Genomic DNA, 23,167 nt, shown 5'->3' on the forward strand with positions numbered 1-23,167 from the left:
TGGCGTACGGTTTTGTACCTTAGTGGCTTAACCATCTCCGTCAATAAACATGATGGTTGTTTCACAGTATAATCGTACAGTTATGGTTATTAACTTTATTGTGAATCTTATAGATTTTAGCTTAATAGACGCCTATAATAGGCTTTAATAACAATGTTTATTTCTACTGGGTATTTACTTATCACCCAGCACTAGGAAACTGGGTAATCGTTAATCAACCATTTGAGGGGGAACCATCATGTTTAAGGGGCACAACGAATCGCTGCATTATAAGATGTACAAGAGTGGTAAATCCTGGGTTTTCGCTGGGATTGTCTCGGTTGGACTGTTAGTTGGTTTCGGCGGTGTCACCGCTTTGGCAGACACTGCCCCTACCGCTTCCGACGACCCGACTGGACAAGTTGTCGCGGAAAAGCAGCCGGCAAAAGATGACGATTCAGCAACTAAAGAGCCGCAAGCTGATTCTGCATTACCTGACGACTCGAAGCCTGAGGTCACGACCCCTGACGGCCAACAACCTGCCTCAACGCCGGCAGGCTCCAATCTTGAAAATCCTGACGACCAAGCGCCGACAAAAGATCCTACCAATCAGCAAGAACAAAATTTAGACAACGCAGATGTACATACCGAAGAACCAGAGACACCAGTGACTCCGACACCAACCAAGCACCCTAGTAGGTTAGCTAAGTTGGCTGCACCAGCACCAGCACCTGCGCCGGCTCCCACTGCAACACCCACTGCTGTTCCAGAAGCTGCGCCTATTACCGCTAGCGATGCGTCGATTGATACTTGGATGCCAAACAAGACGTTGCAACAACTGGTCGCTAACCAATTAAAGAAGAGTGTTAACGACTTAACTAAAGATGACGTGACAAGTCTGACCAGACTTGAAGCTACCCACGTGCTGCACAGTCCCAATGTTTTTGTTGATGGTACTAGTTCCTTTGACCTTAAGGGATTAGAGTTAGCGACTAATCTGACTTATTTGGACTTATCGTTTGATCCAAGTTATGACACCTTAAGCCTATCAGAAAAAAAACGTTCAGAATGGGGAGATGTCACCTCCCTAGATGCTCTATCCGGCTTAACCAATCTGCAAACCTTGCTTTTAGCACATAACCGAATCACAGATATTTCTCCGTTACAGAACCTAAAGCATCTAAAAGTATTAGATGTGTCAGACAACCAAATTTCAGATTTCTCCATGCTGGACGCCTCAATGCTCACAACAATGTCAATTGGTTCCCAGATTGCTACATCCAACACTGTTCAGTTTATTGATCCTAAAAATCCAACACTGACTTTATCTCAACTCGTCAAACTACCTCAAAATCTTGATGGTCAACTTAAACGACCTTTTGATGTACCGGAACGTTACGCTATATTCACTAGAGATTTAACAAAAGAGATTAACGGCAATACTTCAACCATAAAGACTTTATTTTATCGATCAGGAACCGATTTGCAAGGCTATCAGGTTTTAGATGATTCCGGAACTGTTCAGTTTACAAACATTGCTCCACAGGAGACCCCTTATTACATCAATAGCAATGAATGGAGGAACATCTACGATTATCCCGGTTCCACTCCCATTCAGACTCCCTACAAATACTATCTGCGAGCTAATTTACAGCTCTACTACACGCTAACTGGCAGTACTACCAAGCAACATACCTCTTTCACCGTCTTCATTCCCTACGACAACCTTCAAACCGCTGGCGACCTCACTGTCAAGTACCTCGACGCAGATGGCAAAGCCATTCAAGACGATCAAGTCATTTCAGGCAAGCTAACCAGTGACACCTACGACCTGACAGCGGAAACCACCAGTCTTAAGGGCTACACCTTTGACCATGCAGACGGTAACCTGACCGGCCCTTACACCACCGATCCACAGACGGTTTCCTTGTACTTCACCAAGGACGCCACCAAGCCGGTCACACCACCAGTCGTGACGCCAACCACGACCGTTACCGTGACGACGCACTACGTGGATCAAAACGGCCAGTCGCTACACGCCGACCAAGTTCAAACAGGTCAGGCCGGTGACCACTACACCACGGATGCCGTCGATATTCCTGGCTTCGCACTCACCGCCACGCCTGCCAACGCTAGCGGGACCTTAGGCTCGACCGACGTCGCTGTCACCTACGTTTACAACCAGCTGGATAACCCGGACCAGCCAACGACGCCGGCGCCGATTACTGATAACTCTGATGATGACGCCACCGCTGGCACTGGCACTGACATCATGACTGGGCAACAAGCCGCTCAGGTCACTCCACAAGCTGATGACGTTGCTAACCTTGTCAGCCATGCCGGTCAAGCCGCGACCATCGCCGACCTGACAGCTACTGGCAATCAGCCGGCCAAAGTAACGACCACCAACACTGCGACTGCCACGGCTTCATCGGCAGCCAACACCATCACTACCAAACCCACTGCTAAGACGACCCTGCCACAAACCAATGACCAAACCCGCTCACCATTAATCGGGCTGGCCCTGTTGTTGGGCACGCTCATTGGCTTCGGGCTAAAACGTAAGCAACGCTAACCAAAAAAATCTGACTCAGCCTTCATGGCGAGTCAGATTTTTTTATTCAGCTTCTTCGGCACTGGGCCGTTCAAAATTCAATTCATAATGCGTCAGGTTCAAGACGCGGTGGGTAATCACCGAACAGCCACCTAAAACCGTAGCCAGTCGGGCGTTTTGCGTCACGTCGATGGGCAGGTCATTTTGCGCCAGACTGTGGTAGACCTCGCGAATTTGCGTCAACAGGTCCGGAATTTCTTCTACTAATGGTGAGTTCAGGAAGAAAGCGTCCGGGTCCAGTGAGCGCATCAGGTTGTAGATCAACCCGCCGATGGCCGTGGTAAATTGGCGAAGCACCACCACGGTATCCACGTCGCGGTCTTGATACAGTTGGACCAAGCCGGCCCGGTCCAACGTGGCCAAACCTTTTTTCTCTTCAATTTGTTGGATAATCGCGTCTTCGGAACTGATGTCTTCGGCGTGGACCGGGTGAGAATTGCCCGCACCATCCATGGCGATACTGACCACAGTTTGGCCAATTTCACCGGCATCGCCGTGTTCCCCGCGGAATAAGTCGCGACGCAAGATGATACCGGCCCCAATTCCGCGGTGAATACTGACGGTCACGGTACTGTTCAGGTCCCGCGCGCCGTTGAAGTCGCGTTCGTATACGGCCGCCAGATTGGCTTCGTTTTCCAAGACCACCGGCACCTGGTAAGCGGTGGTGAAGACTTGTTCCAAGTCCACGTCAGCCATGTCGATGAACGGCGATGTTTGGACTTGATTGTCGAGCACGATGCCGTGAATGGAAAAGCAAATTCCCAACAGGCCGTGGCTGGTCTGGTCTTCGCGACGCAACTGGTCGATGTAGCGCTTGATCTGGGCCACCATGTCATGGATCGACTGCCCCTTGGTTTCGATGCGGTCATACTTCCAGACGTGGCCGTCCAAAAATGTAGCCAGCGCATGCAGGTGGCGATACCCCAGGTCAAACGTTAACGTGAAGCCGTAGTCCCGGTTGATTTCCACCAGTGTTGGCTTCCGGCCACCCGCGGTCGACGCCTCACCCAACCCCAACTCTGTCAAGTAACCGGCGGCCATCAGGGTGTTGTACAGTGATGAGATCGTGGACTTGTTCAAGTTTAACTGGTGAGAAATCTCTATCCGCGAGGTGGGGTGGTTATTAAAAATTTGTTGCAGAACCAGACTTAGATTTTGATCGTGCAACTCGTTACGATTCATACTGCGACGAACCATGTGGTCCCCTCCTCAGGAAATGTAATCAGTACGGTTGGGCGTTTGCGTAAACCAACTAACCAGCAGATGCTAATGCTCAATATTAGCTTCAATTGCAAGCGGTAACATTCATCACACTCTGGTTTAGTGAACCAACCAACTCCAGTATCACCTACTGAAACGTAAAATTCAACTGTTTCTGGCGAATTTCTGTGAAAAAGGCGCGTGAGCAGGTCTCCACCAAGTTGGTGCACAAAAGGGGTTGAGGCAGTTTTGCCCCAACCCTGGCGTGATGACTTTACTCATGAACTTTAATCTGTAAAATGCGATCCACATCCGCGGCCGTTTGGACCGAAGTCTGATGCAACTCCAGCGCCGTGATGGCGACCATGTCTGACGGCAGCAGCTCAAAGTCGCGGACGGCCAAGTTTTCTTTGAGCCGGTCGGCGTGGGTGGACTTGGGAATCACCACGATGCCGCGCTGCAAGAGCCAGCGCAAGGCAATCTGGGCGGGCGTTTTGCCATACTTACGGCCAATCTTTTGCAAGACCGGATTGGTGAATAAACCGTTTTGGCCCTCAGCAAAGGGTCCCCAGGCTTCCGGTTGGATCTGGTGCGCCTGCAGGTAACTGACTGCGGCCGTCTGTTGGTGAAAGACGTTGATGGGAATCTGATTGACGGCCGGTTGCACCTGATTGAAATGGGTGAAGGCCGCCAGTAAGGCTGGCGTGAAATTGGACACGCCAATCGCCCGAATTTTCCCAGCCGCGTAGAGGTCTTCCAACGCGCGCCAGGCCCCGTAGACGTCGCCGATGGGCTGGTGAATGAGATACAAATCCAGGTAGTCCAGCCCTAACTTGTCGAGTGAATCCTGAAAGCCGCGCTGAGCCCCGGCATACGTCATGTCTTGGACCCACAGTTTAGAGGTGACGAAAAGTTCGGCGCGTGGCACCCCACTGGCCTGAATGGCGGCCCCGACCGCCGTTTCGTTGTGGTAGGCGGCCGCGGTGTCAATCAGTCGGTACCCCAGCTGGAGCGCCGTTTCCACGGTGGCCTGCGTTTCGGCGAGGTCCCAGACCTGAAAGACGCCCAGGCCAAGTTGCGGCATGGTGACGCCGTTATTTAACGTGACGGTCATTGGCCCGCCTCCAATTCGTGAATCAGCTGGGCCACCCGCGTCTGGATATCATCTCGGACCTGCCGGAAAGTGGCCAACACTTCCGCTTCACTTCCGGTCGCTTGGGCCGGGTCAGGCAGCGGCCAGTGGCGCCGGTCAACGGTCGGTGGTGTCATGGGGCATTTGTCCCGCGCATCCCCACACAGTGTGACCACCACGTCGCTACTGTTCAGATAGACCGGGTCAATGAGATTTGAGGTGTGCTGCGAAATGTCGATGCCCACCTCAGCCATGACTTGGACCGCGCGGGGGTTCAGCCCATGCGTCTCCACACCTGCACTAGCAATCACCCAATCAGCCGGCGCTAAAGCCCGGGCAAACCCCTCTGCCATTTGGCTACGACAGGAATTACCGGTACATAAAAAATACAATTGTTGACGCATGGGACTCACTCCCTTATCAGTTTTGATGTTCCTGACGCCAGCGTTTGATATACGCCAGCCGTTCCTTGAACCGGCCTTCGCGTCCCTGTTCGGTCGGTTCGTAATACACGTGGCCTTGCAAGTCGTCCGGCATCGTCTGCATGTTCGTCAGCTTGTCCTTCGTATCGTGCGCGTACTGGTACCCCTTGCCGTAATTCAGGTTCTTCATCAGATTGGTGGGCGCATTGCGAATCTGCAGCGGGACCGGCTCGTCGCGGGTCTCCTTGACGTCCTTCTTAGCGGCTAACCGCGCCTTGTAAATGGCGTTGGACTTAGGCGCTAACGACAAATAGGCCACGGCCTCCGTCAAATGAACGTCACACTCAGGCATCCCCAAAAATTGGCAAGCCTGAAACACGTTAACGGCAATGTTCAACGCGTTGGTGTCGGCTAGTCCAATGTCTTCACTGGCAAAACGGACCAGGCGCCGCGCGATGTACAGCGGGTCCTCGCCCCCCTCAAGCATGCGCGACAACCAGTAAATGGCGGCGTCCACATCGGAGTTGCGCATGGATTTGTGCAACGCTGAAATGATGTTGTAGTGCTCCTCACCGGTCTTGTCGTAGAGCACGAACTTTTGCGTGATCAGCTGTTTCAGGTCGTCCATGGTCACGGTGACCTGCTGGCCAGACTTCTGTCCGTTCAGCACGGCCATCTCCAACGTATTCAAAGCGTTACGGGCATCCCCGTTGGCAAATTCCGCAATCGCCCGCAGTTCGTCGGCGCCAATACTTACCGTGACGTCGAACCCATCCGGATTGTTGAGCGCATTGGTCAAGAGCTGTTCAATGTCGCTGGTCTCTAAGGCTTTGAGCACGAAGACCTTGCAGCGTGATAAGAGTGCGGAGTTGACCTCAAACGACGGATTTTCCGTGGTGGCACCAATCAAAATGATGCTTCCCCGCTCCACGTACGGGAGAAAGGCGTCCTGTTGGGCCTTGTTGAAGCGATGGATTTCGTCAACGAAGACGATGGTCTGCTCGCCAATCTCCCGGTCGCTTTCGGCCTGATGCATGATCTTCTTGATCTTACTGATACTGCTGTCGACGGCACTGAAGCTGAGAAACTTGGCCTGCGTTTGCCGGGCAATAATCTCGGCCAGCGTGGTCTTGCCCACACCCGGCGGTCCCCAGAAAATCATCGACGAGACTTGGTCATTTTCGATCAGTTCCCGCAGAATCTTCCCGGTCCCCAGCAAATGGGTCTGCCCCACGAACTGGTCCAGCGTCCGTGGCCGCACCCGACTCGCTAACGGGGTGTTCTGGTTATTCGCAAAGAGCGACTCTTGTTCCACGTGAAACACTTCCCTTTTAGGTCCATGATACCTTGTTTTGGGGGAATACAAAAGTCATTAAAACTCGTGCTTCCTACTATTACTAACGAAATTGACGCACGATTTGTCACCCCTAAATGGCCTGCACCGTCAAATTTGGCAGGAATTTCTACGATAGTTGACCCCGTTGTGCCTGAGCCTGCAGTAGCGCGGCCTGTAAGGCGTCATCAACGGCATAAATGTACAAGCCATTGACTCCCCGCGTGAGTAGCACATTCAACTCATGCGGTAAGAGTTCCGCGGCCACGGAAATTTTTTGTTTCTGGCCGTTGGCGTCCGTCACCGTCCGCTTCTTAGTCACCTTGCTATTTTGGCTAGCGCTTGAATCAAACACCACGTGACCGTCCCGGTATTTAACGGAAGGCCCGATGATGACGCCACTATAGTTCAGGTCAAAGCCTTGAATCGTAAACGTTGACCCGACTTCGCCCAACGTCTGTTCTTGTTCCGCCCAGGCCAAATGCTTGGTCCACCGTGGTTGCCCCTTGGGCGTTTTCAATTGTTTGTTCCACGGCAATTTTAGCTTTCCGACCGTGACGTAATCGGTCTGCTTGTTCGTAGATGAGTATGGCCAGTCAAACGTTGCCAGCATGCGCGATAGACCGTGACTTTGGTCTTGGGCCTTGGCTCTGATAGCCTCATACATGGCCACCGGATCTGTGAACACTTTTAAATCGTAATTTTCGTCCGGGGGCACGGGGCCCACGAGACCGTCTTGCACCAGATGTGTTAACCAATCCTGCGTCGCCTGATTGGCATTCATCCGCAACTGGTGGTTGAGAGTGATGAGACCGCCCTGATGTTTCGCCCGTTGTTCCAGTCGTTCCACCTGTTCGGCCGAAATATATCCTTCTCGACTAAGAATCTGGCGCTTATCAAAAACGGCCACCACCACTTTGGCTCGCGACAAAATGTCATCCCACTGGTTTGTCCCGCGATAGGACTGCTTGCCTTGGGTCCACAAAAGATGGGCCTCGTCGACTAAGACCACATCGACCTGCTTGTTGTCGGGATTCATGATAAACGTCGTCGGCTTGCTGACGTGTGAAACCGGGATGCCCAGCTTCTCCGCGATATTTTGATAAACCTTGACCTGCTCATCGTGATTGACCAGCAGGTAATTTTGCGCGGTATGATAGGCCGTATAGTTTTGGTCCTGCCCCAGCTGCCATAGCTGATAAAACAGCGAACTCAGTAAGACTGTCTTGCCAGACCCAGCCTCACCTTCCACCAAAATCAGCTGGTGACCCTGTGTCGCTTTAAAGGCCGCCTGGATTTTCCGCAATATTGTCTCACGCGCGTGGTCTTGTTCCTGCGTCAGGCTGTGAAACGGTGAGGCCTTGAACAACGCCGAATCCCGCACGATGGCTTCGATGGGAAATAAATCTGCGTCAATTTTATGCAGTTCTCGCCAAATGACTGAGAAGATGGCGTTCTTCTCGTTGGCCGTGTAGTACTTATTTTGCTGGTTTTCTCGTCGGTTGTTCAGGCGTTTGACACTGGGTACACCTGACATGTAGAGCATCATGCTGTTTTCAATATCCATCGTCAAGGACTTATTGAAATGCGGATGGCCAATCACCACTAGCTGTGAATTCGGGCTTTCCGCCAGGTATTTCCAATCTTTGCGCGTCGCTGGGTCGATTTCCAGATGTTGCCAGGTTCGATGTGCAATATCGTTGGTTTCGCCCACGTAGACTTGGTAGTCGTGTGCTTTTTCCTTGTCGTAAACGATGTAGACCGTGGGATATTCCAGTAACAGTTCGCCCCGGTTGCCCGAGACCTCCTTTTTAATCTCAAGCGATACCTTATCATCAAATTCAACTTGTTGAATTTCGGGCTTTTCAACCTTTGCCATACTGTCACCCCTAGTCTTGGTCAAATTTCCAATGACGGTGCACGTTGATCTCGTGTTTCTGTTGAACCAGCTCGTTGGGTGTGACGCCGAGTTGGTCACACATGTAATACGCATAGGTCAAGACGTCCCCTAGCTCCAGCTTCAGGTCAGCGATTTGCTGGTCACTGAAGGTCTGCTGGCTGTCTTGCCAGAGAAATAATTCATTGACTTCCGCGACTTCCACCGATAGTGCTCGAGCCAATGCCGGCAACGTATGGTACTTTTCCCAGCCCCGTTGATGCCGGAAGTCTCGTAATTCCTGAATCACCTGTGAATAGTCTAAATCAGCCATGTTGCGCAGCCCCCTGTCAGTTTGGTTAGTTGGTCAAATTATACCATTGAGGGGATCGGTTTGAGAATAGCTTTTGTATGGCACATAACTTAGCCTGGCACCAGAAAACTTCCCGGATTTAAAATTGAAGTGCAACACCTGGTAAGGTAATTTAGGGTAAGTAAATAAGCCATGAAGACCTATACTTTTAAGCGTCGAAACTAAAGACATGTGGTGATGTGTCTTTAGTTATAAATCAAAAAATTGGCTATGTCTTCAACGCAATTTTTCAATTACGATTCTTAAATCCCAATCCCAAATCAAAAATTCCTTGCTTCTTCCCAATTATTTCGCTCAACCACATTCCTGACAAGCCACTCACTCACCCCAAGTCAATTTTCCAAGCCATCCCCTCGAAATCTGACCGTACACAAGCTATCTCGTTGACCTGACGTACCCAAAAAAGCTATGCTAATCTCATCAATCAAATTCGCTTTTGGAGGGGGTTCACTATGCACCAGAAATTACGGTTCGGGTTTCTCACATTACTAGCGCTACTCAGCGTCCTGTTGCTCTGTGGTCAGCCGACGCACGCGCAAGCTGCCGCCAATCCCAGTAGCTTTGCCAATCGTCAAGGCCTGTTGATTGACCTTGGCCGGCATCCCCTCCCTGAAAAAGACCTCCAGCAGGTCATTCAGGCCGCGGCGGATCAGAAGTTTCAGTACGTCGTTTTACATTTGAGCGACAATGAGCACCTGAGTTTTCAATCCAAATATCTCAAAAACAAGGCTTCTAAAACGGTCCTGTCACCCGCGGCCCTCAAACGTTTGGTGAAATTCGCCAGTGCGCGTGACGTTCAGTTAGTTCCGGCGCTAGACGTACCCGCCCACACTGGGGCGTTGTTGCGGCAGCTGAAGAAGTCGCACCCAAAGATTTATCGCCGCGTCAAGCTCGACAGTCAGTCACTAGATTACACCAATCCGGCCACCGTGACGCTGGTCAAAAAGCTCTATCAGGAACTCGACACTAGCTTTAAAGCCCAACCGCAACGTGCACTATTATTAGGCGCCGACGAAGTACCCGGGACAGACAAGATGTACCAGAAACTAACGACCTTCATCAACCAACTTAATCAATTTCAGAATAAACGGGGCTACACGACCATCGTTTGGAACGACTCCCTACTGAAGAGTCAGCTCAAAAAGCTCAACCGCAACATCGTGGTCAATTACTGGTCACAATCTGGCAACCGCGCTACGACCAAGGCGCTCACCAACCGTCGCACCAAGCGGGTGTCCGTGAGCGACCTCCTGACCGCCAAGCGGACCATCGTCAATGCCAACAGCTATGCGACCTACTATCAGCTCCAGTTCATCGGCAATGTGGCCAATGATCAGTACTTCATCGACTACCTGCGCGACTCATACCGGCCCTATTTCTTCAATGAAATCAACGCCGCCGGCCAAAACCAAGACCGCACTTACGAGCCCAAAGTCACCACGACGGGCACACTGGTCAGTCTCTGGGGCCACGACGCGCAAGGCGTCAAGACCAGCGCGATTGTCGATTTTATTCATAAGTTAGAAGTTCCCAAGTAAAAAGGACCGGCAGTAACGTCCAGTCCCTAAATGTTTTGTGATGACACCTGGCTGTTGGCCGGTGCCATTTTTAGTCTTCAAAGAAGTCTTGATCAATTTCAAAAATTTCTAATTGTTGTTTTACTTGAACACCGACATGATATTGCAGCATCAATTCCGTCAGCTGAATACCATCAACTAACACGATAGAAAAGTTTTTCGCCGTCTCAACCGCTTTAGTAGAAAAGCTAGACGTAGTAATAAATACTCCTCGGTCAGCGTGATAGCGCGACAACGCACCATAAAATGAATCAATAGCTGGTCGTTGCACCGTATTCGCTTCTTCATACCGCTTAGCCTGTACGTAAACTGTACTGGTTCCCAAAGCATCCTGATTGATCACACCATCAATTCCACCATCATTACTCAACTGCGTAACCCAGGCTGATCCATTTGGCCCCTTATACCCCATCGCACCTAGTAGTTTGACTACCAAGTTTTCAAAAAAGGCTGGTTCTGCTTCACGAATCCGCTGAAGTAAGCTAGTTGCCACCTCATCATTGTAAGCATTCACCTGTTGGGTCAATCGATCGACTGTCGCCGCTTCATCATCCGTTTCTGGCACAACTGCATCTTGCTTACGCTGACGCCGTTCCGCTAGGTCGCGTTCATGCTGGATATATAGTGGCTGCTGATGCAGTAACTCACGCGTCACCGCCACTCCGGACTTGGCAATCTGTTGACCCAACTTTGAAATGGCATAGTACCCCCGCCGTGTTCGCCGCAGTAACCCAGCAGTCGTCATTTCGCTAACGGCCCAGCCCACACGATCCTCGATGATATTTTGTTGATTTGGATAGGTTAGCTGTCGTAGCTCTGCCGGCAGTTGTAAACTATCCGCTACTGCCACGTTTAACTTTCTACCATGCCATTCCGATTTAGTAGCAACTAATGCCAACACACTCGGTCCTAACGCATCCCAGGTGGGTAACCCATGCTTGCCGATTTTCAATTGGTGATAATCCATGACTGATGCGACCTTTCTACGTTGTTGTCAGGTTTATGGCCTCATTATAAAAGAATTGTCACCAAAACACGACTACTTTGTCGTAGCCAACTTAAAAGCCTCCTGGCAAGTGCCATGAGGCTCTAACTCATCCTTGATAATACTGTAACGCCTTCGCCAGCTCCCGTTTCACGGTCTGGGCCAACTTCTGCGGTGCCTTGACTTGAATCTGCGCGCCCTGGCTCATGACCCACAATAGCGTGCCTCGCGAGGCCAAATGGTCACCCTTGATAATCACGCTACCATCGTCTTCCCAACTGGTGATGCGCGCATTGGGCAGCTGATCCAGCGCCGTTTGCGGGTAGCCCCAATACCGGAATTCATACGGCGTATCCGATGCGCCCGCCAACAAATGTGTCAATGATCCGGCTGCCAATCGTTCGGTACTTGGGACTGTCATGTTGCTGTCCTGAGCGACGTGCGCCTCTTCAAAATGGTCCAACCGGTAGTTCAAACTCTTGTCTCGTTCCGGCAAATACATCACGACGTAAAAATAGAAATCAGCAAAGTACACGCTCAACGGCACGCCCGCACCAGACTGGGCAATCGTTTCGCCCTGCTGGTTGGGAACGCTACTGCGATAGCTAAACGCAATCGGCGTCTGGTGAGCGATCCATTTGGAAAAGCTCCGCAACCGGGGTAAGATTTCGCGGTCACCATTGGAAAATAACGGTGTGTAGTCCTTCAATGTCTGGTCAATCAATTGCTCCACTACCGGCTGATCTTCGACCGTAACCAGCGCTACCAAATGGTCTTTGACCCGCAGCAACTCCGTCGTCGTCAATGAGCGCGTGCCAATCACCATCTTGAGCAGTGCCAAGACTTCTTCGGTCGCTAGCGTGCTGCCCTTGGCCAAATGATAACTGCCGCTCGTGGTGTCCCGCTGAATTTGAAAATCAGCTTCATCTCGATCGACCGCATCGCGAATCACCTTAATATCGCGCTGGAGTGTCCGTTCCGTAACCTGATAGTGGTCCTTAGTGGCCTCATCAATCGCAATCTTTTCACCACTGATTAGTTTAAGTAAAATGTTAATCACGCGTTCTTGACTCTTCATCGTCACCCTCCTAAATCACTGACGAAATGGCTGTCGGCTATCAGTCACCACGACCATCTCGCTTGAATAAATTCAGTATACCGTGTGGGGGTGTCACTACTTGTCGCTCGGAAAAATTTGTTGCGAAATTTTACTGATGACCATACTAAAAAAGCGACGCCAACATAGCGTCGCATCAAGCTTATTCAATTATAAAATTCATGCAAAAATTGGGTTCTTATAATATTTGGTGTCGATAGAAAAGCCTGTCGACACCATTTTTTGCACAATAAAAGGGACACACTGCCCCACAATAACATAGTCGACTAAAACCAATTGAAAGTGAGAATGACAATATGTCCCAAGAACAGTTTACACGAAATCTTCTAAAAATTAAAGACGAAATTAATGCGCCCCCCGAGGGCTCTTTATTCAAATTCATAGACTAATAATAGTGGCTTTAATCCTTAATGTATAAGGGATTCGTACACCACTAATCAACTTCATTATAGTTATGTGTCACCAAATTGTCACCACGGTGTCACCACCAAACACGGCAAGGGCGATGGAACTGTTAGCTTTCCGGCTAGCAGTTTTTATTTTATCTTGTCCATCATAAAAAGGACGCCTAATAATAGGCATCCCTTGATGGTTAAACTATTTTTTCGCTATTAATATCTTCGTGCTTAGTGCTGCATACATGCCGTTTATCCCCGCATGTTCTACCTGCACTGAATTCACACCTAACTGTTTTAATCTATTTCGGTATTCTCCAATATGTTCGATATCTAAAATCACCAGTTGGCCCTCTGGTTTTAACACTCTGTAAGCCTCATCAATTGCCTTTTCTCGACTGGATTTTGGTTTCACATTATGGATTGAAAGACTGGCCACAACACTATCAAAGTGATTGTCTTCAAAGGGAAGTTTTGTCATATTACCTGTCACTAATTTGCTGACATTACTGACCCCCATTCGGTCAATGTTATGTTGTGTTTCTTCAATGGCATTTCCCGATTGATCGCCTTGATTCCAAATATCCAAACCAACAACCTTGCCAGGAGCCTTTAATTGCCGAGAAATTTCTAACAAGAATGCGCCATGTCCAGTACCCAAATCTAATACTTGTGAATTACTAGATAGGTTCATTTTTCTCACTAGACGTCTAATAATTTTATATTTTCCCGAAAGCGAAGTATTTAAATACAATCCACTAAACAATAACAAAACAATTGGAAAGATATAATTAGTCCAGTCTTTTGAAACAATTGCCGTAACTAGTCCTACAACCCCAACCAATAGGAACATTATTGGCACTAACGGCGCGTCAATCCCTTTTTTCATAAAACACCTCATCCAAATACTTAGTAGCTAATATGTAGCTGACAATGACCTAATTATGACTGAACACACATCAGATTACAACTAATAATCTGTTAAGCCTATAGGACTTGCTTGGCGTTCTCTTAATGAATACTAAACATCACGTATAAGATTCGTTATCCTCCGGAAGGATAAGACACCACCGCTATCATGTTTCTAGGCCGCGATAAAACAGGGTTATATTAAATTGCTTGTTTAAGTACTTTAAGTCGGTCAATCAGATTGACCCCGTACGTTTTTGGCAGTCCGTTATGGTTCCAAGCCATGACGAACCATGTACTGTGAATAGCACCGAACTCAATCAATCCGACTGACCGAATAAGTACCGCTCTCGTTTAAAACGATAGCGAAACAGGTTACTTGAAATCACCTATTCACCAACATAGAGCGCCATTTTCCGCTGAATTGCTTCGTGGCCGTTCTAAATGACCACGGATTTTCTAAATGTATTGGGTGCATTTAGCCAAGTCCGAATTTCGGACCTGGCTCGACCGTGATATTACTTACTCGCCTGAGCGATTTTGAATGCTCTAAGTGAGGATGAACCACTTAGCCAAGTGAACATGCTTCATCTGCCCCGCCGTCCTAACAGAGTAGAAATTTTCGACCTTGTACCTGTTTCAACCACACCGCAATAAGTGGGCCAGTTACTCACCCTCGAATCATGACTGCGTGAACCGTCTTCACCTAGCAACCAGTCCCGTATTTCGAGTTCACTTCTAGCCACCAATTACCCGTTAACCACACACCCTAGAACTTTTCACCGAAATTGGCGTAAAGTTGCCATCAGTTTTTAATTCAATCTGGCTCCCCAAAATTGGGGAATGAGGTCTTAGCAGCGTATTCCATCCGTCCACAGAGGGAGTACGCATAAGTACGCCATCAATTATTCTGCACGAGTGTGGAAAGGATACTCATTTTTTGAGCCTCCTTCCAAAAGAGGCCCTATCCGGTCCCTATGGGGATGCACGTTATCACTTATGACAAACAAAAGGGGGGTGGCAAACCACCACCCCCATATTCATATCTTTAAATAAATGCCCCCCCACTTTTACGCTAGGCTTCCCCTGTGGGAGTAATGACTAGCCACTTACCGAAGATAAGTCAGAAACACGATCTATCCCGTACAATACTGTCGTGAATCGCTACTCTATTGGTGGTAGTCCCCACTATTTCCCTTATTATCCCATGTCCGTAACTGTAGTTACGCTCGTGTCTCGTAGTTGGAACTACACACCACTATTCAATCCCGAATAAATGTCAGCATTTGCAAGCATTCTGACTAGTATTTACGATCACGAACAACCGTAGTTGAAGTTACCCTTGTTCGCTAGAAACGGATCACAATTAAGCCATCATCAGGCACCTCAAAGCTATCCTCTGTAATGGTCTCGTTGGTTCCCATATCATTAGTTGAATCGCTCCTAACCTTGACTACAGCGTCATTATCGAACTGTGAAAGGAACGCTATCATCTCACCAACTGTAAATGATTCGTCCATGCTACCCCACCTTTCTAACCAGTCATTTTATGACTCAATTAAACAACAATTCACGTCCATTGCATCCCCCGAATAGGTGCAACTTTGGGTGCACCCCTAAATTAGAAGGTTGCACCCTTTTCGTGTACTCTGAATGACTTCTTCAAGCCCTCACTTGTCAGCAATTGTCAGCATTATACAGCATGCTTAGGCTAGTAATTGCTGGTCTCTTATCCTTACTAGAATCCCATGCAGGCGGCACCTTTTTACCTGGATTCACCTTAATACTTCTAAGGGTACAACTCATATCATAAGGCCAATATTTACCACCAAATGATCCCAACATCTCTCAACAATCCAGTTAGGGTTTGCAAGGGGGCAACGACTGGGGTTTATAAGGGTGTATGGCCCCGTCTCTGTCTGTTTGACCGTATCGGGGATGATTTGCTTAGGCCAATAGAAAAGGCCCCGACAACTAACGTCAAGGCCACTCATTGTCTCACTGGTATAGCAGTCATCTCATCGGGTTTCTTAACCTCACCTGAATCAAGTTTCTGCAGCTTATCGCGTTCAGACTCAGGCATAGTGGAAATCATGTATAATACCTCGAGCCCCAAATGATTCGACGTCGAATCATTTGAAAGTGAATCAGAAACTTTAATAAATTTCTGTGCTTGTCCACGATCCATGTTGATTGACTCGAGCCATTTCAAATATTCCCCATGCGCCAAATCGTTCTCTTTAACCCACTTTAACCGCCGACCAATCTCAAAGATTGCCTGGCCGCCGGTCCTATTAAAAATGACGATAAATTCTGTTAAACTTGATTGCTTATCGTATCCAACCTATTTCGTATTTCAACAGTGACATTATCTACTTCGCTTTTTAAGGTCTCATGTAAATCAAGGTTTTTCTCCAATCCAGCCACATTAGTAGCATATTTTCTCATAGAAGGCATGAACCACTTATATGTGAAAAGGTTATGTAGACCATTCATACTTTTCGTTATGCTTTCTAATTTATTGTTTACGCTCCCAGAATAAAACGGTGCATTTTCACGTCTAACCCGAGAAAAGTCATTAAAAGCCTGAACAAAATCTTCATCTCGTTGTTTCATAACCGCTAACTGGTCGTCGGGCTTTTCGGGTAAGCTATCCATAATCGGTTGCAATAGACTTGAGGCATCATATGCTGCAATCAAACTTTTTGACAAATCTTTATAAATTTCCAGTTCTAAATCAAATCGTTTTTGGCTGATATGTGACTTATCACTTAATTGATGCCTCATAGATTCCAGTTCTTTCTCAGTTTCCTTTCTGGAATGTTCCGCATCACGTTGCTTGACTATAGTCCAAATTCCTCCAATGATAGTGGTAAACCACAGAAGAGGGCTCATCTGACTGAAAACATCCACGACTATTTTCCACATTTTTCTTTTCTCCTTTAAGTATAACTATCCGTAGAATAACAAAACCCCAGCGTCTCCGCTAGGGCCAGTCTTCTATTCTGCTTGGTAAATGTGTAAGTCGTCCAGAAAGTAACAGTCAGCGAACTCTAACAACGCCTGTGGCTTGTATAAGTGGGAGTAGCTAGACCCGGACCGACCTAGGGCCATATAGCATTGCGTATCAGAGTAGTTTTTGAAATATAGCATGTTCAATATATCTTGGCTTTCTTGATCGCATTGGCTAATAGCCTGTTTAACTTGCTTAACAACCTGCTCTGCGTATAGATGCTGGACTATTCGCCGATCACTGTCATTGTCACTACTAGACCCCTTAGGCATCCCGTCTAAGCGCTGTGAGCGTAGTTCAGTTAACGACTTTGAAGTTATCCGAACCATACGCGGTAACGTCCGAGACAGGAAACTAGCCACCTTCTGCCGGGTCTTCTTCTCGTCTACCTCTGGAAAGACGTCACTCATACCTACATTCTTGAAATCAATATCTGTCACCGTTAGCAGCTCCCATCAGTCTAGTTGTCAGTGGTACAATATAACTATTCGGAGTGATTGGTGAGGGCTGTTAGCGCGGCCTTTTTATTTTGGTTTCGACATCGAAAAGATGTGCGCAATTTTGCGCTAAGTTCATTTGAAGGACTTAGGGGGGACTGCCGAAAATACGGCTACCAGAGTTGAGCTGAATATTCAGCCCAATTGAAGATGAATGGGTATTCGTGTACCCTTTTCAGTTATAGTCCTAAACTTGCAGTTTGACAGTTCAGCCTAATTTGACTGCTCAATTTTGAGCCATCAAACTCAGTCAACTTGATTGACCCACTTTCTCTTTCGCGCAGAACCCTTTCTCTTTTCTTAGATCCAGTGGTTCAGAGGGGTAGCTTCCTTTAAGCTGGTAATCATGTCCTTTTAAATATATAAGTGAATCCTGTATAGGCATTCTGTTTCATGATTGTATTGATCTAATCAAGCTAATCATTATTATTACGATTGTCCAAATATTTCAGTCTAATTTTAATTATTTACTTCATTGCTAATTTCACAATCCAAAATAGGGGTCATTTGCCCTACAAAGGGTTTTTCTTAAATTCTTTAATTCTTAACATTCTTGTTTGTGTGCATGTGAATTGCAAGAGTTGTGTATTCTGACCGCATTTTAAAAGTAGTCGTTGTGGCTAGTACTTACTCTGCCAAGGAAAGCCACTGATAAAATGGGTGTGCAAAATAGAAAGTGAATTGAAACAAGATTGAAAGTAAATTTGATTTCATTCGTCTTCGTCAACCTGATACCTATTCCAATTCGTTATGGTCACCACACTATATTCGGAATAGGAATGAACCCGAATCATCCCCGACTTCTTAAATTCATTGACCCACCGCCATATTGTATCTGGACTACGTTGATATCTTTTACTTAACCCTTCGTTATATTCCCGTGCTAACGAAAAACGGCCGGTCATGAGTTCTCCACGCTGTATCTGTTTACGCATCCCACTTTGAAAGCTATAGTCCTTACTATGATTGGCTTTCATCAGCATTATTTCCCAGAGTCTCAACTTTAGTGGGTCATGCCAGACTGCCGAATCTCGAATCTTTCGATATATCTTTACATAACCCCTATTAGTTGCCATAATTCACCCCCTATCTGCCACGGTGAGCGTCTGCATCGAGTAGCTGCCCTATTTGGTCGTCAACTTGCTGTAGGTTATTTCTGGTCATGATGCTAAGCCAATTAACGCTGTCGAATATCCGTTCAGCTTCATAGCCAACGCCCTTCATGTCGATTTTTCCTTGTCGGTAGTCACCCACCACATTAGAGAGAACATCCAGCATTTCAACCACTGCAAACTCCATACTCTCCGCTTCAATCACCGTTGCTTTTACATCGTTTAAATCAAAATCCATTGTCTTAGGTCTCCATTTCGTGATAAAATGAAGCCACAAAAGGCCTTATCAGGTCTGCATATTCTGCATTCGTCCACGCTAACTCGCCAAAGTAATAGCTGGATTTTTTTGTGCCTTCATTCATTGTTTCTAACTCCAATACAGCGGAAAACTCCGCTCAATTCAATAACAAATCGTTATACAATATCTGCCGACTAAATCCATCACCCTGCCGTGGTTTTAGATTTGATGTTCCATCATAAATTTGTCGGCTGACACCTTACTGATACGGCTGATATTGCCAACCGTGGTTACCTGTAATCCCTGATTAATGAACTCTGTAAGCGTCTGTGGTGCTATGTGGAGATACTTAGCCGCTTCTTGCTTAGTCATGTAAGGGCCATACTTCTGACGCTCCCCAGCTTCCTTGAAAGCCACGATAGCCATCTTCTGCATGACGGATCCGATCTGGTTCATTGACTTATCTGACAGTTCAAATGGAATTTCCATTCTGTACGCCTCCTGATTAGCCTGTAATGGCTTGTTGTGGCTTTTCTAGCTTAATCTGATAAATAATACCTTGGTTAGCTAACGTGGCCTTAATCTGCTTGTAATCCATGCCTAACTCAATCAATACGCTTGTTTGTGACTTAACCTTACTTAAAGCAGCAGCTTCATCCGCCGTTAAGTATTCCGTAATGTTCTTACCCTTGGGGATGCTCCGTAGCTCGCGTATTTGCCTTGCATTAAGCCCCAACGCTTGCATATACATAAGGCTGTTAACGTACATATATGCCTTGTCCCTAAATTGGTCGCTGTCTCTAACGGCATCCCTCAAGCTCTTCGATGACTGCTTACCGAACTTGAAAGCCACACGTCGGGCTATTAATTCTTCCTTCATGGCGTAAAATTCTTCGTTTAAGGCATCCTTAAATCTAACTACCTGCGGGGTGTTATGAAACAAAGTAATCAGGAATGATGATTGCTTTTCATTAAGCTGGTACACTTTTTTCAACCGTCCCGCTTTCGTTCGTTGCATTTCAAATGCAACGTAGCTCCATTTACCCTTTCGGCTTATTATCCGGTGATACCGGTAAATCAGCGAGTTAACCGCATGATGGGTTAGCCCTGCGTACTTCGCGATAATATCGCCGGTGGTATATGGCTCTGCGTTCACACTACCATCGGTAAGAAACACTAGTTCATTCATACGGACCCGGACACCTCCTAAACTTGCTTATAAAGCCAATCATTTAACTTATTAGCTGTACCAACTCGAACATTGGTACGCTCACCGGTTAAAATCTTATCCAACGTCCAACGGCTGACTCCCGTTTCCTTTGAAAGGGATAGGACATTTAAGTTCAATTCACCACGCTTTCTGCGCACGGCCGTTAGCATATCCTTAGAAATTTGTGCCATTCAGTTCAGCCTCCTTTCGTAGCTACATTTGTGGAACTAAAATTATTCTACAAAAGTAGAAATATTTTGTCAACTACATTTGTAGAATAACTATGCTATAATACTAATTAAATCGTTATGGAGGTGATTTTTTGAATCGAATTAAGGAGCTACGATTAAAGCATAATTTGACCTTAAAAGAACTTTCTACTAGAACAGGAATTTCTGTTTCTTCATTGAGCGCTTATGAACGTGGCGATCGATCTCCCAAAATAGAAGCACTTGAAACACTCGCCAAGACGTTCGATGTTCCATTATTCTACTTAGATGGTTCTGCTGGCCGTGATGGTCAAATAAGAGAGGTCGCACCCTACCTAACGCTTAATGATGATGGAACTATCGCACTTAACATTCCTGATGATTTTCAAAAGGAAATCCAAAAAACTTACAATGAAATACCTGAGCCAGCACAATTCGGTTTTGATGTATTTAATGACGTTTGGGAAAAAGTCGACGAGTTTGCATTCAAAGTTCCACCTTACATTAAAGATGCTGTGAACCTATACTTCTTAAAGCTCTTAAGTCGTGCCAACTACACCGATCAAACGGGAAATGATCCAACTCATGGACACAACAGTTTCAATTAAATAGCCATCTCCACATTTCTTACATAACATCGCCCTGCCGTGGTACGTTATGGAGGGATTAACAATGGCAAACTTTAAGCAATACACCAAGACGAACGGAACCAAGGCATGGGAATACACGTTGTCTCTAGGCTTTGACCCAGCTTCTGGTAAGCGGGTACGTTCACACAAGCGCGGTTTCCAGTCCAAAAAGGAAGCCCAAATAGCAGCAGGTCGTGAGGAATCATCGGTATACGATCATGGCATTAAATCAGGTCGTAAACAGTCCTTTCAGGAAGTCTACGACCTGTTTATGGTTCAGTATCAAAAGACGGTTAAGAGTAGCACTCTGCGCAAGGCGTTGGGCTTCTACCATAACCACATTCTCCCCGCGTTCGGCAAGAAGGATATTAAGAAGGTCACACCGCTTCAATGTCAACACGTCATTAACGACTGGTCTAAGTCCATTCAAGACCCTAAGAAGGTCATGAACTACGCCAGCAAGGTGTTTCAGTACGCAATGCGTATGGAACTGATACAGCGTGATCCAACTAAGCTCATCACCATTCCAGAACGGAAAGACAAGCCAACCGGGGATATTGACGGTAACTTCTACGACAAGGACGAACTCAATCTCTTTTTCCAATGCCTGAACAAAGAACGTAATGAAAAGGCCAAAACCCTATTTAGGATTCTGGCTTATACAGGGATGCGTAAGGGCGAGTGTCTGGCTCTGAAATACTCTGACATAGACTTCACCACTGGCACCATCTCAATTACACGCACGCTGTCCAATGGCGTTGATGGTCTCATGCTGGAAACACCTAAGACGCGTGCCTCTATTCGGACTATTGATATTGACCCGGAGACGCTGAACGTGATTAATCGTTGGCGGTTCACCCAAAAGAAGGCCATGCTCATGCTAGGATTCAACATTGGCAACGACCCCGACCAATTCGTTTTCACCAACAATAAAAACAATCTGCTGACGCCTTCCCGTACGACTATCTGGCTCGATCAGATTATCAACAAGTACGGATTGAAGCGCATCACCACGCACGGCTTCCGACACACGCACGCTAGTATGCTTTTTGAAGCCGGTGCATCCATCAAGCAGGTACAACAACGGCTAGGCCATGCAGACGCGCAAACAACTCTGAACGTCTATACCCACGTCTCCAAACACGCTAAGAAAGACACCATTAACAAGTTCGTTAAGTATATGGAATCCTAGCAATTGTCACCAAAAGTGTCACCAACAAAAATAACGCTAGCCACAACTAGCGTCATTCCAACGTTTCTAACGGTTCATACCCGATTAAATGCGCCCCCCGAGAGTCGAACTCGGATCATGAGGACCGAAATCTCATGTGCTATCCATTACACTAAGGGCGCCTAACGCCTTTATTTTAGCGCAATATTAGTTTGATGGCCAAATAATTTTACTTACCGCGCCCCCGACGCCTTGATGGCCTGCTGTTCCAAATAGTCTTCCGTGGCGTCCGCATTTTCCCGGAAGTCAGCGATAAACGTGGCTCCCTGCGGCGCTACCGTGGCGGTTTGCTCGCCATTGATATCGGTGACGGTCAGCTGTTCGCCATCCCAAGCCGCCGTATCGTAATGGCCGTCTTCGATTTGGTCCAAGACATTTTGGAAAATATCCAATACGGCCTGGCGAATGATGGCGTCCTCCGTCACGTTCTCACCGTGTTGCTTCAACTGTAGCTGGCGCAGTTGCACCTCATCCATATCCGTTGGTACTTGAATAAACATCGTTGTGCCTCCCATAATTAGTTTTATTGCTATTCTAGCACGTTCCGGCAAAGAATAGAGGCAAAGCGTTATCCTTCTCACAAATCTGGTGTAAACTAAGGGTATGTAAACGACTATGACTTTAGGAGGTGGGGCGACTCATGGAAGACTCGATATTGGACTTTACCACGAACTTGGCCATCCTCCACCGGCAATTTCAGCGGGCGATGAACCAAATCCTGGAAGCCGACAAAATGCCCATCAACATTACAGAATTTTATTTACTGGTGCTGGTCTCAGAGACCAGTCAGCTCAACCAACGCCGGGCCGCTTGGACGATGGCGGTCGATGAAGGCCTGATGGCGCGCATGGTGCACCACCTGGTCGATTTGGCCCTACTCCAAAAGGAAACGGATCCCGACGACCGTCGCAACCGCCGCTTGACCCTGACTACCGACGGCAAAACACTGGTCAAACAGGCCATTACCGTACTGCACGACTGGTGGCAACAGGCCACGCCCACCGATGCCGACTTCGACTACGCCAGCATCACCGCGCAACTACAGCTACTGTCATCACGGGTCCTCCGTGATCAGACCGAGAGTCACTAGCCGCATTTCCTGTGAGGAGGGATTTG

General features: G+C 47.5%; 23 protein-coding genes and 1 tRNA gene. 5 read left to right on the plus strand and 19 right to left on the minus strand.

What is annotated here, in order from left to right; genetic code table 11:
• Positions 1-238: 238 nt before the first annotated feature.
• Entirely contained in the window at positions 239-2,554 is a 2,316-nt protein-coding gene (locus EKM83_RS04680; RefSeq protein ID WP_125575475.1) for a MucBP domain-containing protein, read from the plus strand.
• Positions 2,555-2,596: 42 nt separating this feature from the next.
• Here EKM83_RS04680 and EKM83_RS04685 read toward each other — a convergent pair whose 3' ends face one another.
• The 6 genes from EKM83_RS04685 to EKM83_RS04710 all read right to left on the minus strand — a co-directional run bounded on the left by EKM83_RS04685 (position 2,597) and on the right by EKM83_RS04710 (position 8,890).
• Positions 2,597-3,790, minus strand: a complete 1,194-nt coding sequence (locus tag EKM83_RS04685; RefSeq protein WP_125575476.1) for an ROK family protein — start codon at positions 3,788-3,790, stop codon at positions 2,597-2,599.
• 277 nt (positions 3,791-4,067) lie between these two features.
• On the minus strand, positions 4,068-4,907 hold the full coding sequence (locus EKM83_RS04690) for an aldo/keto reductase (protein WP_125575477.1): 840 nt from the start codon (positions 4,905-4,907) through the stop codon (positions 4,068-4,070).
• Positions 4,904-5,329 (minus strand): arsenate reductase (thioredoxin), encoded by a 426-nt coding sequence (arsC, locus tag EKM83_RS04695; protein ID WP_125575478.1) that lies wholly within the window; start codon positions 5,327-5,329, stop codon positions 4,904-4,906. Before arsC ends, EKM83_RS04690 begins: the two co-directional genes overlap by 4 nt.
• A 16-nt stretch (positions 5,330-5,345) precedes the next feature.
• Positions 5,346-6,662 carry a replication-associated recombination protein A gene (locus tag EKM83_RS04700; protein ID WP_125575479.1) on the minus strand — a complete coding sequence of 439 codons (1,317 nt, stop codon included), beginning with the start codon at positions 6,660-6,662 and terminating at the stop codon, positions 5,346-5,348.
• 148 nt (positions 6,663-6,810) lie between these two features.
• Positions 6,811-8,559: a DUF2075 domain-containing protein gene (locus EKM83_RS04705; RefSeq protein WP_125575480.1), complete on the minus strand. Its 1,749-nt coding sequence runs from the start codon at positions 8,557-8,559 to the stop codon at positions 6,811-6,813.
• Positions 8,560-8,569: 10 nt separating this feature from the next.
• Positions 8,570-8,890: a nucleotide pyrophosphohydrolase gene (locus EKM83_RS04710; RefSeq protein WP_125575481.1), complete on the minus strand. Its 321-nt coding sequence runs from the start codon at positions 8,888-8,890 to the stop codon at positions 8,570-8,572.
• 491 nt (positions 8,891-9,381) lie between these two features.
• Here EKM83_RS04710 and EKM83_RS04715 point away from each other — a divergent pair, with 491 nt between their 5' ends.
• Positions 9,382-10,467 (plus strand): family 20 glycosylhydrolase, encoded by a 1,086-nt coding sequence (locus EKM83_RS04715; RefSeq protein ID WP_125575482.1) that lies wholly within the window; start codon positions 9,382-9,384, stop codon positions 10,465-10,467.
• 70 nt (positions 10,468-10,537) lie between these two features.
• Here the strand turns inward: EKM83_RS04715 and EKM83_RS04720 are convergent, their stop codons facing one another.
• From EKM83_RS04720 to EKM83_RS04765, 11 genes are all read right to left on the minus strand, one after another.
• Positions 10,538-11,473 carry a restriction endonuclease gene (locus tag EKM83_RS04720; RefSeq protein WP_125575483.1) on the minus strand — a complete coding sequence of 312 codons (936 nt, stop codon included), beginning with the start codon at positions 11,471-11,473 and terminating at the stop codon, positions 10,538-10,540.
• Between the two features lie 127 nt (positions 11,474-11,600).
• Positions 11,601-12,569 carry a helix-turn-helix transcriptional regulator gene (locus EKM83_RS04725; protein ID WP_125575484.1) on the minus strand — a complete coding sequence of 323 codons (969 nt, stop codon included), beginning with the start codon at positions 12,567-12,569 and terminating at the stop codon, positions 11,601-11,603.
• A gap of 636 nt (positions 12,570-13,205) precedes the next feature.
• Positions 13,206-13,892 (minus strand): class I SAM-dependent methyltransferase, encoded by a 687-nt coding sequence (locus EKM83_RS04730; RefSeq protein ID WP_125575485.1) that lies wholly within the window; start codon positions 13,890-13,892, stop codon positions 13,206-13,208.
• 1,369 nt (positions 13,893-15,261) lie between these two features.
• Positions 15,262-15,432 carry a hypothetical protein gene (locus tag EKM83_RS13275; RefSeq protein WP_164505593.1) on the minus strand — a complete coding sequence of 57 codons (171 nt, stop codon included), beginning with the start codon at positions 15,430-15,432 and terminating at the stop codon, positions 15,262-15,264.
• 470 nt (positions 15,433-15,902) lie between these two features.
• A complete protein-coding gene (locus EKM83_RS04735) occupies positions 15,903-16,220 on the minus strand; it encodes a DUF3102 domain-containing protein (protein WP_125575575.1) in 318 nt (105 codons plus the stop codon).
• 8 nt (positions 16,221-16,228) lie between these two features.
• A complete protein-coding gene (locus EKM83_RS04740) occupies positions 16,229-16,840 on the minus strand; it encodes a hypothetical protein (RefSeq protein ID WP_125575486.1) in 612 nt (203 codons plus the stop codon).
• A 72-nt stretch (positions 16,841-16,912) separates the two neighbouring features.
• On the minus strand, positions 16,913-17,365 hold the full coding sequence (locus EKM83_RS04745) for an ArpU family phage packaging/lysis transcriptional regulator (protein WP_125575487.1): 453 nt from the start codon (positions 17,363-17,365) through the stop codon (positions 16,913-16,915).
• Between the two features lie 1,143 nt (positions 17,366-18,508).
• Complete coding sequence (locus EKM83_RS04750; RefSeq protein WP_125575488.1) at positions 18,509-18,772, minus strand: hypothetical protein; 264 nt, start codon at positions 18,770-18,772, stop codon at positions 18,509-18,511.
• Between the two features lie 219 nt (positions 18,773-18,991).
• Positions 18,992-19,261: a helix-turn-helix domain-containing protein gene (locus EKM83_RS04755; protein ID WP_024526214.1), complete on the minus strand. Its 270-nt coding sequence runs from the start codon at positions 19,259-19,261 to the stop codon at positions 18,992-18,994.
• 16 nt (positions 19,262-19,277) lie between these two features.
• Positions 19,278-19,961, minus strand: coding sequence for a Rha family transcriptional regulator (locus EKM83_RS04760; protein ID WP_125575489.1), 684 nt, complete (start codon positions 19,959-19,961; stop codon positions 19,278-19,280).
• A gap of 17 nt (positions 19,962-19,978) precedes the next feature.
• Complete coding sequence (locus EKM83_RS04765) at positions 19,979-20,173, minus strand: helix-turn-helix domain-containing protein (protein ID WP_015474398.1); 195 nt, start codon at positions 20,171-20,173, stop codon at positions 19,979-19,981.
• 131 nt (positions 20,174-20,304) lie between these two features.
• Between EKM83_RS04765 and EKM83_RS04770 the strand changes: the two genes are divergently transcribed.
• Complete coding sequence (locus tag EKM83_RS04770; RefSeq protein ID WP_015474399.1) at positions 20,305-20,799, plus strand: helix-turn-helix domain-containing protein; 495 nt, start codon at positions 20,305-20,307, stop codon at positions 20,797-20,799.
• A 64-nt stretch (positions 20,800-20,863) separates the two neighbouring features.
• Positions 20,864-22,012 carry a tyrosine-type recombinase/integrase gene (locus tag EKM83_RS04775; protein WP_164505594.1) on the plus strand — a complete coding sequence of 383 codons (1,149 nt, stop codon included), beginning with the start codon at positions 20,864-20,866 and terminating at the stop codon, positions 22,010-22,012.
• An 89-nt stretch (positions 22,013-22,101) separates the two neighbouring features.
• On the opposite strand, the gene EKM83_RS04780 is transcribed toward EKM83_RS04775, so the two are convergent.
• Both EKM83_RS04780 and EKM83_RS04785 read right to left on the minus strand, forming a co-directional pair.
• Positions 22,102-22,173, minus strand: a tRNA-Arg gene (locus tag EKM83_RS04780).
• 51 nt (positions 22,174-22,224) lie between these two features.
• Positions 22,225-22,551, minus strand: coding sequence for a peptidase dimerization domain-containing protein (locus EKM83_RS04785; RefSeq protein WP_125575491.1), 327 nt, complete (start codon positions 22,549-22,551; stop codon positions 22,225-22,227).
• Between the two features lie 140 nt (positions 22,552-22,691).
• Here EKM83_RS04785 and EKM83_RS04790 point away from each other — a divergent pair, with 140 nt between their 5' ends.
• On the plus strand, positions 22,692-23,141 hold the full coding sequence (locus EKM83_RS04790; protein WP_125575492.1) for a MarR family winged helix-turn-helix transcriptional regulator: 450 nt from the start codon (positions 22,692-22,694) through the stop codon (positions 23,139-23,141).
• The last annotated feature ends 26 nt before the right edge of the window (positions 23,142-23,167 follow it).

Origin of the sequence: Levilactobacillus angrenensis, assembly GCF_003946085.1 — a bacterium.
Lineage (GTDB): Bacteria > Bacillota > Bacilli > Lactobacillales > Lactobacillaceae > Levilactobacillus > Levilactobacillus angrenensis.